Annotated in this window: 13 protein-coding genes; all 13 read left to right on the top strand. The window is 46.2% G+C overall.

Annotated elements, in window-relative coordinates:
* Positions 1-33 precede the first annotated feature (33 nt).
* Entirely contained in the window at positions 34-1,251 is a 1,218-nt protein-coding gene (dapG, locus tag H7T88_RS22995) for an aspartate kinase (protein ID WP_090923822.1), read from the top strand.
* Positions 1,252-1,298: 47 nt separating this feature from the next.
* Positions 1,299-2,177, top strand: coding sequence for a 4-hydroxy-tetrahydrodipicolinate synthase (dapA, locus tag H7T88_RS22990; protein WP_221790529.1), 879 nt, complete (start codon positions 1,299-1,301; stop codon positions 2,175-2,177).
* Between the two features lie 512 nt (positions 2,178-2,689).
* A complete protein-coding gene (locus H7T88_RS22985; RefSeq protein ID WP_373323207.1) occupies positions 2,690-4,339 on the top strand; it encodes a ribonuclease J in 1,650 nt (549 codons plus the stop codon).
* A 246-nt stretch (positions 4,340-4,585) separates the two neighbouring features.
* Positions 4,586-5,362 (top strand): ClpP family protease, encoded by a 777-nt coding sequence (locus tag H7T88_RS22980; protein WP_418792739.1) that lies wholly within the window; start codon positions 4,586-4,588, stop codon positions 5,360-5,362.
* Positions 5,359-5,589, top strand: a complete 231-nt coding sequence (locus H7T88_RS22975) for a YlzJ-like family protein (protein ID WP_090923819.1) — start codon at positions 5,359-5,361, stop codon at positions 5,587-5,589. Before H7T88_RS22980 ends, H7T88_RS22975 begins: the two co-directional genes overlap by 4 nt.
* 90 nt (positions 5,590-5,679) lie before the next feature.
* Positions 5,680-8,463: an FtsK/SpoIIIE family DNA translocase gene (locus H7T88_RS22970; RefSeq protein ID WP_221790527.1), complete on the top strand. Its 2,784-nt coding sequence runs from the start codon at positions 5,680-5,682 to the stop codon at positions 8,461-8,463.
* Between the two features lie 179 nt (positions 8,464-8,642).
* Positions 8,643-9,476: a spore cortex-lytic enzyme gene (sleB, locus tag H7T88_RS22965; RefSeq protein WP_221790525.1), complete on the top strand. Its 834-nt coding sequence runs from the start codon at positions 8,643-8,645 to the stop codon at positions 9,474-9,476.
* A 126-nt stretch (positions 9,477-9,602) separates the two neighbouring features.
* Complete coding sequence (gene yfmF / locus H7T88_RS22960; RefSeq protein WP_221790523.1) at positions 9,603-10,886, top strand: EF-P 5-aminopentanol modification-associated protein YfmF; 1,284 nt, start codon at positions 9,603-9,605, stop codon at positions 10,884-10,886.
* Positions 10,887-10,888: 2 nt separating this feature from the next.
* Positions 10,889-12,169, top strand: a complete 1,281-nt coding sequence (gene yfmH / locus H7T88_RS22955; RefSeq protein WP_090923815.1) for an EF-P 5-aminopentanol modification-associated protein YfmH — start codon at positions 10,889-10,891, stop codon at positions 12,167-12,169.
* A 91-nt stretch (positions 12,170-12,260) separates the two neighbouring features.
* Positions 12,261-12,992, top strand: a complete 732-nt coding sequence (ymfI, locus tag H7T88_RS22950) for an elongation factor P 5-aminopentanone reductase (protein ID WP_090923945.1) — start codon at positions 12,261-12,263, stop codon at positions 12,990-12,992.
* A 141-nt stretch (positions 12,993-13,133) separates the two neighbouring features.
* Entirely contained in the window at positions 13,134-13,397 is a 264-nt protein-coding gene (locus H7T88_RS22945; protein ID WP_090923814.1) for a DUF3243 domain-containing protein, read from the top strand.
* Between the two features lie 197 nt (positions 13,398-13,594).
* On the top strand, positions 13,595-14,362 hold the full coding sequence (locus tag H7T88_RS22940) for a DUF3388 domain-containing protein (RefSeq protein ID WP_090923944.1): 768 nt from the start codon (positions 13,595-13,597) through the stop codon (positions 14,360-14,362).
* A 66-nt stretch (positions 14,363-14,428) separates the two neighbouring features.
* The gene (locus tag H7T88_RS22935; RefSeq protein ID WP_221790520.1) at positions 14,429-15,511 is read left to right on the top strand and encodes a helix-turn-helix domain-containing protein; all 1,083 of its coding nucleotides are present in this window, start codon (positions 14,429-14,431) and stop codon (positions 15,509-15,511) included.
* Positions 15,512-15,549 lie beyond the last annotated feature (38 nt).

Below are 15,549 nucleotides of genomic sequence, written 5' to 3'. Positions count from 1 at the left end.
AGTCTTCTTGCGTACACAAATGGAGGAATAAAGATGCGTATTATGGTACAAAAATTTGGAGGTACATCGCTCTCTACAGTGCAAGCGAGAGAGCATGTGCTCCGGCATGTTAAACGTGAGCTCGAAGCGGGTTTTAACCTCGTTATTGTGGTTTCAGCTATGGGCCGCCGCGGTGAGCCGTATGCTACGGATACACTTTTGGACTGGGCTGCACAGAACGGAAATGCTCTATCTGCTCGGGAAAAAGATTTACTGCTGTGCTGTGGTGAAATTATTTCTGCAACAACGCTCAGCAGCTTGCTTGAACATGAAGGCATTCCAACTTCAGTGCTGACCGGCGCACAAGCGGGTTTTGTGACGGACGACAATTTCGGGAATGCCCGGATATTGGATGTCCGTCCTGTTCGTGTGCTGGAACAGCTTCAACTTGGTCGTGTTGTCATTGTAACTGGATTCCAGGGACAAACGGAAAAAGGCGATTTTACCACACTCGGACGCGGAGGCAGTGATACATCCGCTACAGCTCTGGGTGCAGCACTACGAGCTGAGATGGTGGACATCTACACGGACGTTAACGGGATATTAACGGCTGACCCTCGGATTGTTGAAGATGCTCGTCCACTAACCGTAGTAAGCTATGCAGAAATCTGTAACATGGCTCATCATGGGGCAAAGGTTATTCATCCGCGTGCCGTCGAGATTGCGATGCAATCGCAAATTCCTGTGCGGGTAAGATCTACTTTTGCCGATACAGAAGGTACGCTTGTTACCCATCCGGAAGGGTTTCAGGATGTACAGACAGGCATTATTGACCGCTATGTAACCGGTATTGCTTATGTGAGCAATGTTACGCAAATTACGGTGGATGTGCCTGGTGGGACGGATCGACTGCAATTAAAAGTTTTCAAAACGATGGCTGAAAATTCAATTAGCGTTGATTTTATTAATGTTACCCCCTCGGGAGTCGTCTATACCGTGTTTGATAGTGATTCAGAGAAGGCTATACGCGTATTGCAGGAGATCGGTCTAAAGCCTCAAAGTCTGTCCGGCTGTGCCAAAGTATCTGTTATTGGCGGAGGAATTAACGGTGTGCCTGGAATTATGGCCCGCATTGTGGAGTCACTGACGCTCGCAGATATTCAGATTTTGCAATCAGCGGATTCCAATACGACGATCTGGGTGCTTGTCAAAAAAGAAGATATGGTTCAGGCCCTGAGGGCACTTCATACCTCATTCGAACTTCACTTGTAACTCACCCATGTTAGCGGAGCCAGACTTGTTTTGAGGGAGGAATCGATTTGGACTTTGGAAGATTGATTACAGCAATGGTCACTCCGTTCAATGCACAAGGAGAGATACATTGGGAGGAAACGGCACGTCTCATCGATTATCTGATCGTTGATCAAAAGTCGGAGACTCTCGTGATTTCTGGTACAACAGGGGAGTCGCCAACACTTAGTGATACAGAGAAAGTTCAATTATTCGAATTTGCAGTGAAACATGCGGCTGGAAGGTGCAAGATTATAGCCGGGACGGGCAGCTACAATACAGCGCATTCTATCCATCTGACAGAGGAAGCTGAACGTGTCGGGGTAGACGGGGTATTATTAGTTGTACCGTACTACAACAAACCTAGCCAAGAAGGTATGTTTAGACATTTTGAAACGATTGCTGCTGCAACGACGTTGCCAGTGATGCTGTACAATGTACCTGGACGTACTGTCGCAAACCTGTCTGCCGCAACCACATTGCGACTGGCACAAATCCCGAATATTGTGGCGACGAAGGAATGTGCATCCATGGAGCAGGTGACTTTAATAGCAGCGGGTGCGCCTGACCATTTCAGAGTCTATACAGGGGATGACGCAGCAGGTCTGCCTGCTATTGCAGTCGGTGCTCACGGTATTGTTAGCGTGGCGAGTCATGTCGTAGGTGCGGAGATGAAAAATATGATCGATGCCTTTTATGGCGGCGACCCTCTACAGGCGAGACGCATTCATCAGAAGCTCTTCCCGCTCTTCAAAGGGCTGTTTGAGTGCCCACAGCCTTTGCCTAATCCGGTAGCGGTAAAATATGCATTAACTTTACGTGGACTGGACGTAGGTTCAGTACGTCTGCCTTTGATTCCGCCTACTACGGAGGAGCAGGATTACATTAAAAATTTGCTTCAATTGTAAATAAAAGTTGGATTCTTTAGACGTTTATTAATGATAAGCATGAACGCTTTGTTTAACGAAAGAACCGCACCTCTCAAGTAGAGGCAGCGGTTCTTTTTTTGACGAGCGATGTAAGGTTTCTTTTTTTGCAGGAAGGGAAACCTACAGGTTAACGAGAGAGTGACTTGTTTTTTCTGTTTTTAATCATGTATAATGATGTCAAGTGACTGGGTGCGGTATTTTTTTGAAATTGAAAGCGACATCGTTTCGTTGGTGTGGCTTTGCGGTGAAAAAGGAAGGAACGGCTAAGAGGGGAAATTCGGATCCAACCTGTTGGTGATGGGGTATAACTTCGAAGAACTTCTTCCAGATATCGTGAATAAAGGTGTTCTTTTGCATTCATCCCTAATTCTTAGGGGTGTGATGTTTGAACTACTTTTCTTAACTTACAATAAATAATAAGGTACGACGTCCAACTACCATAGGAGGTTCAGATTCATTTGTCTAAGAAAAATAATAATAACGAGAAGCTGATGATTTTTGCATTGGGCGGCGTAGGCGAGATTGGTAAAAATATGTATGTTATCCAATACGCGAACGACATTGTAGTCGTAGACGCTGGTCTTAAATTCCCTGAAGAAGATATGCTTGGTATTGATATTGTCATCCCTGACATTTCGTACTTGACTGAGAACCGTGATAAAGTACGCGGCATTATTTTAACTCACGGACATGAGGATCACATCGGCGGTTTGCCATATGTCCTCAAACACTTGAATGTTCCTGTTTACGGAACAAGACTTACACTTGGTCTTGTCGAGAACAAACTGAAAGAAGCTAATTTGCTTGGTGAGACGAAACGTATCCTCATCAACGCAGATTCAGAGCTCGAACTGGGAACAACGCTGAAAGCATCATTCTTTGCTACTAACCATAGTATTCCGGATTCCGTCGGGGTATGTGTAGAAACGCCGGAAGGCGCAGTTGTTCACACGGGAGACTTTAAATTTGATCATACGCCAGTGAATGGTCAGTATGCAGATCTTCAACGTATGGCACAGATCGGAACCAACGGCGTACTTGCGTTGCTCTCTGACAGTACCAATGCGGAGAAACCTGGATTCACTCCATCTGAGAAAAACGTAGGCATTGTGCTGGAAGATATTTTCCGCAAAGCTAGCCAACGTGTCGTTGTCGCAACGTTTGCTTCCAACGTGCACCGTATTCAACAGGTGATCAATGCAGCAGAGGTTACTGGACGAAAAGTTGCAGTGATCGGACGTAGCATGGTAAATGTGGTGGGGATCGCTTCGGATTTAGGTTATCTGGAAATTCCAGACGGAATGATCATTGAGCCGGAAGAAGTTGGCAAAATGGCTGCAGATCGTGTAGTTATTCTTTGCACAGGTAGCCAAGGTGAGCCAATGTCCGCATTGACACGTATGGCGCGTTCTACGCATCGTAAAGTGGACATCCTTCCTGGAGATACTGTTATCATTGCGGCAACACCAGTACCAGGAAACGAGAAGTATGTAGGCCGTACAATTGACGAACTGTTCCGTTTGGGAGCTAACGTACATTACAGCGGTGCTAACAGTGGCGTTCACGTATCTGGTCACGGAAGTCAGGAAGAATTGAAGCTTATGCTCAACCTGATGAAACCGAAATACTTCCTGCCGATTCACGGTGAATTCCGGATGCAACGTCGTCACGCGGTTCTCGCTGAATCTGTAGGCATCGACCCGGACAATATTTTCATTACGGATATCGGTGAAGTTGTCGAGATTCAAGGCGGAGCTGCACGTAAAGCAGGTAAAGTAACTGCAGGTAACGTGTTGATTGATGGTCTGGGTGTAGGTGATGTTGGTAACATCGTATTGCGTGATCGTAAGTTGCTGTCGCAGGATGGTATTCTGGTTGTCGTGGTAACACTCAGCAAGCAGGATGGTAAAATCGTCTCTGGTCCGGATATTATCTCCCGCGGATTCGTGTATGTACGTGAATCAGAAGGACTGCTGGATGAGGCTAATCGCATTGTAAGCAGTACTTTGCAGAAGCTGATGAGTGAAAATGTAAACGAGTGGGCATCACTTAAAACAAATGTTAAAGATGCTTTGGGACGTTTCCTGTATGAGCAAACGCGTCGTAGACCGATGATTTTGCCAATCATTATGGAAGTTTAAAATAAGTTTAATGAAAAACATATAATCAGGCACACAGTCGCCCCTTCTCTACGAGTAATATTGGACGGTTCCTCGTAGAGAAGGGGCTTTTTTGTGTTTTTAAAAGGGAGTATGAGAGGGGAGCAAAAATTTCAAAGACGGATTGATGGAAATGTTTGTTCAGGGAAAGTATAAGGTCGTTGACAGATTCCCCATACTAAGGAAAAGACAACAATTATATTTTTCAGGAGAAGGAGACAGCATTTTATGAATGAGCAGATGAATGACAACAAACGAATGCCAAAATCCAATCAGTCGGAGGCCGAAGCTCCAGATATTCCGGTGCAGGAGGAGAAGCAACTTTCTCCAGTCACAGAATCCATTCAGCAGTTCGGGCAAACACAGTCACCAGCCAGTGAATCTAATATTTTCTGTATGACCATTATCGGTCAGGTAGAGGGACATTTGATTTTACCCCCACAGAACAAAACAACCAAGTATGAGCATATTATCCCGCAGCTGGTAGCGGCAGAACAAAATCCGAAGATTGAAGGCATTTTGATTATTCTCAATACGGTAGGTGGCGATGTGGAGGCTGGACTTGCTATTGCTGAGATGATTGCCTCTTTGAGCAAACCAACGGTGACCGTTGTCATTGGAGGAGGGCATAGTATTGGTGTACCTATTGCAGTTGCTTCCACGTACTCGCTTATTGCGGGAAGTGCCACAATGACGATTCACCCGATACGTATGAACGGACTTGTCATAGGTGTACCCCAGACGTTTGAATACATGGAGAAGATGCAGGAACGTGTTGTACGGTTTGTAACTTCGCACTCTAACATTTCCGAAGACATGTTCAAAGAATTGATGTTCAAGACAGGAGAATTGAATCGGGATATTGGAACAGCGGTAGGAAGTGCGGACGCAGTGAAGTACGGTTTGATGGATGCTGTTGGTGGTATTGGTCAAGCCATTGCACAATTGAACAAGCTTATGGGAGATAAAAGACAGTCGATGCAGGCGGGAGGATACACGCAATGACAATGTATACTGTGATGCCTCCAGAGCAACTATGGTCAGGCATGTGGACAGAGGCGGGGGATACGAAAGAGATTCGAATGAATGGTTTATTAATGCAGGTCAGACCGGTAAACGACACCGAGGCTGTTATTGTGCGTTTACTTGACTGCCCACTTGAAGCGTATCTGGACCCGTCCAATCTGCCGGGCGCAACCGTTCCGCTTTCGGGTAACACAAGTCCAACATAACGCGACGAATTCAGACAAATGGTGCAGAAAAAGAACATATGTACGGAATATATTTGTATGGTATAATATTCTTCTGGGGGTGACCTGATTTTGGCCAGAAGAAAAAAGAGGAAAAAAAAGGGTGCCGGATTTAGTGGCGTCTTAAAATATGAAATTTATGGCATTGTGCTAATCACGCTGGCAGTTATAGCACTATCGGGTGAAGCTACAGTGGGACGCTCGCTTTCCAAGATGTTTGGACTGATGCTTGGCAAGTTTTATTTTGCGATTCCGCTTGTGGGCATATATTACGGTTTGATGGTGATGATTCATCGGAAGTGGCCGAGTGGCTGGACTACACGCAAGACTGGTTTGGTACTGCTCGTCTTTGCGTTAACCTTGATGAGCACCATATCCGCCATGCATCAGAAGCTGCTTCCGGTTGACGCACTTGAACCAGGTGCGGTGCTGACCCAGGTACATAATGATATGCAAATTGAACTATTGACACCTGCTGCCTCTGGAGAACGGGATTCCATGCTGGGTAAGGATATTAGCGGCGGGTATCTTGGTGCAGGACAGTTTGCTTTATTTTTGTGGTTATTTGGCAGTCTAGGCGCAAGATTGATCATGATCGTCATGTTTGTGATTAGCTTTATGCTTGTTACGGGATTGTCCTATGTTGATTTGATACGCATATTCCGAACAAAGATTTGGGATGCTGGCAGCTCGATGTACAAAAAGCTGGAATCCAGACCAGCAAAACGTTCCGCTTCCAGTGTGGCGGGGATTAAGAAAAACAACGCACGTAAACTCGCAACTGTACCCGTTGATGATGAGGAAGAGGATGACGAATATGATTCTCCCGACTCCCAAGAAGGACAGCTGCCCAAACGTAAGGCACCGATATTCTTCCAGTTGTTTGGAAAATGGGGGGCGGATCGTCAGTCGTCGACGAAGCAGGCTGATGAATCATCGCAAACAGATGTGCTTGAATCGGAACAGGTCGTTTATCGTGCTGGGCAGGAGTTGCCAACCGAGGCATGGTCTGGGGAGCCTGAGTCACCTGTGATCAAAGGTTCTGTTGTAGCAGCTGTTGGTGCAAGAGCATCAGTAACGCAGACCAAGGCAGATTCGGCACCGATCATTCGTGACTTCTTTGAACATGTCAGATCAGATGGCTCTGACAAAGATGATGATCTGGATGATGCATATCCGTTTCCGGACGATCTGAATCATAACGACAGTACTCTGGATCAGGTAGACAAAGCGGATATTAAATTTACAGATGAACTGGTAGAAGCTGAGTGGACTGATGCGCATGACGCAACAGACAAGCTTCAAGCCGATCTTGAGCAAGAGATAACGGATGGAGCAGACGGACCGAGTGAAACGTTGAACTCAGGAACGGAGCAGGATGGTGTGACAGGAGAGAATGCGCAACCGGTCGTACCGCCACCACCACCGCCGAAACCATACAAGCTTCCTTCATTCCGTCTTTTGTCCAAGCCTAATAATAATGGAAAAGGCGCAGACCAGAAGGATTATATGCAGACAGCACGCAAGCTGGAAGCGACGCTAGAAAGTTTCGGTGTACGTGCCAAAGTTCTGGAGGTTGTCCGAGGTCCAGCGGTCACAAGGTATGAAATTCAGCCAGATATCGGGGTCAAGGTTAGCCGGATCGTCAGTCTTACCGATGATATCGCTCTAGCTCTGGCTGCGAAGGATATTCGGATGGAGGCACCAATTCCAGGAAAATCGGCAATTGGCATTGAAGTTCCGAATGGCGAGGTATCCGTTGTGACCATGCGTGAAGTGATGGAAACAGCCACGTTCCAGGATGCTGAATCCAAAGTAACGATCGCATTTGGACGTGATATATCAGGTCAGACGATCATTGGCAACTTGGCCCGTATGCCCCACTTGTTAGTGGCTGGTGCTACCGGATCAGGAAAGTCGGTATGTATCAACGGCATTATTACCAGCATTTTGTATAAAGCAAAGCCGGATGAGGTCAAGTTTCTAATGGTTGACCCCAAAATGGTTGAGTTGAATGTTTATAACGGAATTCCGCATCTGATGGCACCCGTTGTGACCGATCCGAAAAGAGCGTCGCTTGCGCTCAAAAAGATCGTAGTCGAGATGGAGAAAAGGTATGAGTTGTTCTCCAAATCAGGTACACGTAACGTTGAGGGATATAACAATCTGATGAAAGATAATCCGGCGGCGGTACTGCCTTACATTGTGGTTATTGTGGACGAGCTCGCTGATTTGATGATGGTAGCTGCTGGAGATGTAGAGGATGCGATTGCGCGTCTTGCGCAGATGGCTCGTGCAGCCGGCATTCACCTGATCATTGCGACGCAGCGTCCTTCCGTTGATGTTATTACAGGGGTAATCAAAGCCAATATTCCTTCACGGATTGCATTTGGCGTATCCTCACAAGTCGATTCACGGACGATCCTGGATATGGGCGGAGCGGAGAAACTGTTAGGTCGGGGCGATATGCTGTTCATGCCAATGGGTGCTTCCAAGCCAATTCGTGTTCAGGGTGCGTTTATGAGCGATGAGGAGGTTGAAAATATTGTGAATTATGTCCGAGGTCAAGGTGAAGCGCAGTATGATGAATCCCTTGTACCTGAGGTAGATGATTCCAATCAAGCAACGGAAGAAGTACAGGATGAGCTATACGAACAGGCTGTACAGATCATTCTGGAAGCGAAGCAGGCTTCGGTGTCACTCTTACAACGTCGAATGCGGGTAGGTTATACGCGTGCAGCGCGTTTGATTGACTCGATGGAAGCCAGAGGTGTGATTGGGCCATATGAAGGCAGCAAACCGCGCGAAGTCCTTGTTTCGCTGGAACAATATCAACAGAACAAAATAAGCTCATAGCGAAGCATTAGAAAACCTTCAACCGTTATGGTTGAAGGTTTTTTGCTGGTTCACAGCTTTTGAGGTTTTGCCATTTGATCCAGAGTTCGGATCGTTTGGTGCATAGGAAACAACACTGCTTGTCATAATAACGGTAGCGATTCTGTTAAATCCCACAAGAGAAAGGTAGAGCATAGTCTATGCGAAAAATGAACCTATGGCTTTTCACTGCTATTTTGCTGATAACCGCGCTTGGAATCCGTTATTTGCTTCCTGAGCATACAGCACCTCAAAGTGCTGCTCAGAACAACCCTCCAGTAGAGGAAAAAGCAGTGCCGACCTTCAGTAACAATACCGTGAAATATGGCAGTTACGGTCAGGATGTCTACGAGCTTCAGGGACGATTGAAGTATCTCGGTTTTTACAATGGCAAAATCGATAGTAATTTCGGCAGTAGCACGCTAAAATCAGTGAAATGGTTTCAATCTGAATTTGGCATGAAGGCAGATGGCGTGGTTGGAGCCAAAACGAAGCTAAAGCTGTATAACGCCAGCACCAAATGGTCCCCTACCGAGCCTCCTTTGCACAAAGAAGGAGCATCTGGCGGAGACACAGGCGGAGGTGGAGAACCTCCAAGTAATGAGAAGGACAATATGGGTTCTGCCAATGCGCTCGGACTCTCCGAGAACGAGCTTAAAATTATGGCGAATGCCGTATATGGCGAAGCGCGAGGAGAACCGTTTGAAGGTCAGGTAGCCGTAGCCGCTGTTATTCTGAATCGCGTAAACTCAACAAGTTTTCCATCTACGCCTTCTGGGGTCATCTTTCAACCGGGAGCCTTTACAGCCGTAGCAGATGGACAGATTTATCTGGAGCCCAATGCACAGGCGAAAAAAGCTGTAGAACAGGCATTGAACGGGTGGGACCCTTCCGGTGGATGTTTGTATTATTTTAACCCGAAGACAGCCACATCCAAATGGATATGGACTCGTCCGCAGGTGAAAACGATTGGGCAGCATATATTCTGCATGTAATCGGGCGGGAAGCAACCAGAAGGCATGACTTCGGTTGCTTCTTGGCTTTTGGATGGTTTAAAATGGTGGTTACGTTTAAGCTTGAGGAAATGTTATCTAAATGACGCCGTAAAGGGGTTTTGACATTTGAATACCGTAGCATTTGAACGAGGTAGCCGTAAACAGCTACGTATCCATGTGCTTCCAACCAAACGTTTCAAGACGTTCGCTATCTCACTGTATGCTGGAGTTCCGCTACGCGAGGACACCGTTACTCCCGTGGCACTGACACCGTTTGTTTTAAGAAGAGGGACGGAGTCGTATCCGGAAACAACGCAGTTTCGAGAGCAATTGGAGCACTTGTATGGAGCAGGATTTGGTTTTGACGTCTATAAACGCGGTGATTATCAGATTGTGCAGTTTCGTATGGACACCATTAATGATTCGTTTGTCGGAGGTGGGGAGCAGCAACTTCTGGATCGTTCGTTTGCGTTTCTTGGAGAAGTATTGACCAAGCCCGCGAGGGAAAATGGACACTTCAAAACGTCGTATGTACAGGCAGAACGCGAGACGGTTCGTAAAAAGCTGGAGTCGATTGTGAACGATAAAATGCGTTATGCAGCTGAACGGTGTATCGAAGAAATGTGCAAGCATGAACCTTACCGGCTTCATCCCTTGGGTGAACGAAAAGCACTGCCAGCCATTGAACCTCCTGAATTAACAGCTACTTATGAAAACTGGCTAAAAGAAGCCAGTATGGACTTGTATGTGGTCGGGGATACAACTCTGGAAGAAGTGGAGGAACTGGTAGAGCGTCATTTTAACCTTGAACGCAAGACTTCCTCTGACTATCAGGCTCAGAAGTCGGTGCGTGGGGATGAGGAGCCAAATACGGTCATTGAACGGCTGAACATTGGGCAGGGCAAGCTGAACCTGGGGCTTCGCACTTCCATTACCTATGCAGACGATAAATACGCATCAGCGCTAATGTATAACGGTATTCTGGGTGGATACCCGCATTCGAAGCTGTTTGTCAATGTTCGTGAAAAAGAAAGCCTCGCCTATTATGCTTCTTCCAGATACGACGGGCACAAAGGCATTGCTACTGTTCAATCCGGGATTGAAATTCCAAATTATGAAAAAGCAGTGACCATCATCAAGCAGCAACTTGAGGAAATGAAACTTGGCCATATCACCGATCTGGAGATGTCCCAGACGAAAGCGATGATCCGTAATCTGTTAAAAGAAATGCAGGATGCTGCTTTCGAGATGATTGCTTACGATTTTAACCGTCAGTTATCTGGTAAGGAAAGAACGTCTGAAGAGCTACTTGCACAAATCGAGCAGATTACCAAGCAGGATGTTCGTGAGGCCGCAGAGCAGTTCCGTCTGGATACGATTTATTTCTTGCGGGACGAGAAGGAGGAATAGTCGTGGAGAGCATTCGGTATGAACATTTGCAGGAGACATTATATTACGAAGTAATGGCGAGTGGACTGCATGTCTATGTTTTGCCTAAACCGGGTTTTCAGAAAACATATGCCACCTTTGCGACCAAATACGGGTCAGTGGACAATCACTTTCAGGTGGAAGGGCAAGCCGAGGTAAAGGTGCCCGACGGTATTGCTCATTTTCTGGAACACAAAATGTTTGAGGAGCCAACGGGTGATATTTTTGCAACATTTGCTTCTCACGGTGCTTCTGCGAACGCTTTCACAAGTTTTGATCAGACCGTTTATTTGTTTTCAGCAACCGAAAATATGAACGAAAATATACAAACATTAGTTGATTTTGTGCAAAATCCGTACTTTACTGATCAGAACGTCAATAAGGAAAAAGGCATCATTGAACAAGAAATTAATATGTATGCCGATAATCCGGACTGGCGTGTTTATTTCGGGTTGATTGAAGCAATGTATCAAAAACATCCTGTGCATATTGACATTGCGGGCACGGTCCAATCCATTAACACGATCACCAAAGAAACGTTGTATACGTGTTATAACACATTTTATCACCCAAGTAACATGCTCTTGTTTGTTGTCGGCGGTGTTGATCCTGAGCAGGTCATTAGCATGGTTCGTTCCAATCAGGAGCAGAAAAATTTCGAGCCGCAGGGCCCGATTCACCGCTTCTTTGAATCAGAGCCTGAGCAGGTGGGGGAGGCCAGACGAGAGGTCAAATTATCCGTTTCCCTGCCGAAATGTTTGTTTGGATTCAAAGAAACGGATGTTGGACTTACAGGAGAGCCACTTTTGCGCCGGGACACGACCACGCAGCTGATGATGGATCTGTTGTTTGGTTCCAGCACACGTCTGTTTCAGAAGCTTTATGATGAAGATCTGATCTCGGATAGTTTTGGACATGACTATATCAGTTCACCACAATATGCCTTCTCTGCAGTTGGTGGGGATACGAAAGACCCGGATCAATTGTTGAAACGGATACGCCAAGAAGTCGAAGCGATTATGCAAAAAGGATTCGATGCTTCCGATTTTGAACGTGCGCGCAAAAAGAAAATTGGCGGTTATTTGCGCATGCTCAATTCACCGGAAAACATTGCGAATGAATTCACACGTCAGCATTTCCGTGGCGGTGACTTTTTCAATATGATTTCATTGTATGAAACGATTACACTTCAAGATGTGAATCAAAGATTGAAAGAGCATATTCGTTGGGATCAGCTGGCTGTATCACTCGTTGTTAGTCCTTAACCATGGAGAGGGAATAGGACAGCGATCGAAGGGTTCACTAGATTGAGAGTGAAAGTTATGGGGGGAACACATTGTGAAAGCTATAGGGGAAATGACTGTTCTGGTTACCGGGGCAAGCGGAGGCATAGGAGCTGCAATTGCAGAGCGGTTTGCCAGTGTAGGTATGAATGTTGTGTTGCACTACATGAAATCGCATGAAGCAGCCAATGAAGCGGCAAGACGTTGTATGGAGCGAGGAAATGGACGTATCATGACGGTTTCAGCGGATCTTCGCAGCAGGGAACAGATTCAGCGTATGCGGGAAAAATTGGCTGCTCACGAGTTGTTGCCAGATATTCTTGTGAATAACGCTGGTATATCTCACTATGGTTTGCTAGCTGATGTGACAGAGGAAATATGGGATGAAGTGATGGCAATTAATCTGAAAGGTACCTTTCTATGCACACAAGAGATGATGCCACACATGATCTCCCAAAGATACGGTCGAATTATCAATGTGTCGTCCATCTGGGGGCTATCTGGTGCTTCTTGTGAGGTGTTGTATTCCACAACCAAGGGAGGGGTAAATGCCTTCACGAAGGCACTTGCGAAAGAGCTTGCTCCCTCCGGCGTTACGGTGAATGCTGTTGCCCCAGGGGCTGTTCAGACGACGATGTTAGACCACCTGGATCAGAGTGAGTTGAAGATGTTGGAAGAGGAGATCCCTGCGGGACGACTGGCGCAGCCGGACGAGATTTCGTCATTGGTTTATTTTCTCGCGCTACCTGAGTCGGGATATATCAATGGACAGATTATCAGTCCGAATGGGGGCTGGCTCACATAATGCCGTGTTCAAGTTGCAAGTCAGTGCATTGTGAACTTACAGCTTGATTTTAATTTTAAATGCTCGTATATAAAATGTCCCGAAAGCACATATTACAACTGTTGATTTTAAATCTCATGCGTCAGCCAAGGAGGATTTATCATGTCAACAGACAAAACAGTGGTTTCTAACTTCGACACATGGAAGAAGTTCCTGGGTGATCGCGTACTGCAAGCTGAGAGGATGGGGATGAGTGAAGAAACCATCAACAAACTGGCATACGAGATCGGCGACTTTCTGGATGAGAAAGTTGACCCGGCGAACCATTCCAACCGAGCATTGAAGGAACTATGGGATGTCGGCGATGCGGATGAGCGTCGTACGATTGCGTGCCTGATGGTCAAATTGGCCAAACAAAACGCATAAGGCTAGAGATGAAGAGCTCCCGCAAGGGGGCTTTTCTCTAATGATTACAAACGGATTACAGAGCTGTTCTTGTAATTCATTTTCATTTTATATATCATTAACGTGACCCATTTTTAGAAGATGACCCGAAATAGCGTCCAATGGACACGTTCGGATGTTGTCGAATAATGTGGAATAATGCATTACGGGGTGTATATATGGAAACTAAACAATGGTATATGGAATATAAAATACATAAGAACAGACCTGGTCTTTTGGGGGATATCGCCTCCATGCTAGGGATGCTTGAAGTCAATATATTGACCATCAACGGTGTTGAAGGCAAAACACGGGGCATGTTGCTCGAGTCAGATGATGACGAAAAGATTCGTCTGCTGGGAGAGATGCTTGGTAAAGTCAACAGCATTACGGTATCTGCATTGCGTCAACCTAAATTGGTGGATATTCTGGCTGTACGTCACGGTAGGTACATTGACCGGGATTCAGATGATCGCAAAACATTTCGTTTTACTCGGGACGAACTTGGGTTACTCGTTGATTTTTTGGGTGAAGTATTTAAAAGAGAAGGCAATCAGGTCATCGGCTTGCGGGGTATGCCGCGAGTTGGTAAAACAGAGTCAATCATCGCAGGCAGTGTATGTGCCATGAAGCGTTGGACTTTTGTATCTTCTACCCTTCTTCGCCAAACGATACGTAGCCAGATGTCAGAAGATGAGTTAAACCCGAATAATGTATTTATTATCGATGGGATTGTCAGTACGATTCGCTCCAGTGAGCGGCACTATAATCTTTTGCAGGATATCATGTCGATGCCTAGTACGAAAGTGATTGAGCATCCGGATATTTTTGTGCAGGAATCTGAATATGATTATAATGATTTTGATATTATTATTGAATTGCGTAATAATCCTAACGAAGAAATTATTTATGATACGTTTACGGCAAGCTATACCGACGAACTGTAAAGCTCCGTACGGAATCATGGAATAGATCAGCAACAACTGAAGAGTTAAACATAAGGAGGAGATGGCATGTCTGAACTGGGTCAGCAGTTAAGAGAGGCCCGGCTGCAAAAAGGGATGAGTCTCGACGATGTACAGGAAATGACGAAAATTCGCAAGAGGTATTTGGAGGCTATAGAAGCAGGGGACTATAAAGTGTTACCCGGCAGCTTCTATGTGCGTGCATTTATAAAAACCTATGCGGAAACGGTGGGACTTAATGCCGATGAGCTGCTGGAAGGACACAAAAAGGACGTACCTGCGGAAACGGCGGAAGCAACGATGGAGCCGGTAATCCAGAAGCGCTCCAGCCGGCCGGCGGAGCGGAGCAACCGCTGGATGTCTGTTGCTCTGATGTGGACTTTCCCTATTCTGATTATCGTGCTCTTGTATCTGTATATGGCAAACAACAAGGGCGATGACACCAATCCACAAGGGCTGGATGATACAAAGATTACGGACAGTCAAAAACCTGCTAATGACAAACCTGATCAACCATCCGATAACGGGCAAACTGCAACTCCGCCTGCAACCGATTCGGGATCGAATGATATCGGAAAAGGTGATGCTGGCGGAAACGGCGGCGGTAATGAAACGAATGGTCAGACCGACGGAGAAAATAAAGGTCAAACCGATGGACAAACTGACGGACAAACGGATGGACAAACAGGTGAGAACCCAGAGGGAACACCGCCAACCACACCTGGTTCTGTAACTGTTTCTGAAGATGGAAAATCAGGTAATATTACAAACTTTAAAGTTAGCGGAAGCACGGGTCAGCCTGTAACCGTAACGATCAAGGCGACAGGTCATAGTTGGCTTGAAGTGTATAAAGGTGAGAATTCCAGCGGTGAGAAACTCGAGTATGGCAATACTGCTGACGGTGACACGTTCACATTTACATTGGACAGCGCTGGCATGTACATTAAATCCGGTTATGCGGCGGCAACAACAATTGATGTTGGCGGTCAAGTCGTAACGGACGGCAAAGCAACCAACCGCATTCGTCTTAAACTGGATACAGATAGCGCGGCTACTTCCACGGGAACTGAAGGCATGACAGACACAACGACCAGTGGTTCCTCGGAAGGCGGAAGCTCAAGCAACGAATAACCTGGCTAACTGCAGGGGACAATAATCTTGTCTTCAAT

It is taken from the genome of Paenibacillus cucumis (ex Kampfer et al. 2016) (genome assembly GCF_019748695.1).
In the GTDB taxonomy this organism is placed as follows: Bacteria; Bacillota; Bacilli; order Paenibacillales; family Paenibacillaceae; genus Paenibacillus; species Paenibacillus polysaccharolyticus.
This window is presented reverse-complemented; position numbering and strand designations above follow the sequence as displayed.

Excerpts from the sequence above, each read along its gene's own strand:
- dapG (WP_090923822.1), top strand. The coding sequence starts at position 34 with ATGCGTATTATGGTACAAAAATTTGGAGGTACATCGCTCTCTACAGTG.
- H7T88_RS22985 (WP_373323207.1), top strand. The coding sequence starts at position 2,690 with ATGATTTTTGCATTGGGCGGCGTAGGCGAGATTGGTAAAAATATGTAT.
- H7T88_RS22980 (WP_418792739.1), top strand. The coding sequence starts at position 4,586 with ATGAATGAGCAGATGAATGACAACAAACGAATGCCAAAATCCAATCAG.
- H7T88_RS22975 (WP_090923819.1), top strand. The coding sequence starts at position 5,359 with ATGACAATGTATACTGTGATGCCTCCAGAGCAACTATGGTCAGGCATG.
- sleB (WP_221790525.1), top strand. The coding sequence starts at position 8,643 with ATGCGAAAAATGAACCTATGGCTTTTCACTGCTATTTTGCTGATAACC.
- ymfI (WP_090923945.1), top strand. The coding sequence starts at position 12,261 with ATGACTGTTCTGGTTACCGGGGCAAGCGGAGGCATAGGAGCTGCAATT.
- H7T88_RS22945 (WP_090923814.1), top strand. The coding sequence starts at position 13,134 with ATGTCAACAGACAAAACAGTGGTTTCTAACTTCGACACATGGAAGAAG.
- H7T88_RS22940 (WP_090923944.1), top strand. The coding sequence starts at position 13,595 with ATGGAAACTAAACAATGGTATATGGAATATAAAATACATAAGAACAGA.
- H7T88_RS22935 (WP_221790520.1), top strand. The coding sequence starts at position 14,429 with ATGTCTGAACTGGGTCAGCAGTTAAGAGAGGCCCGGCTGCAAAAAGGG.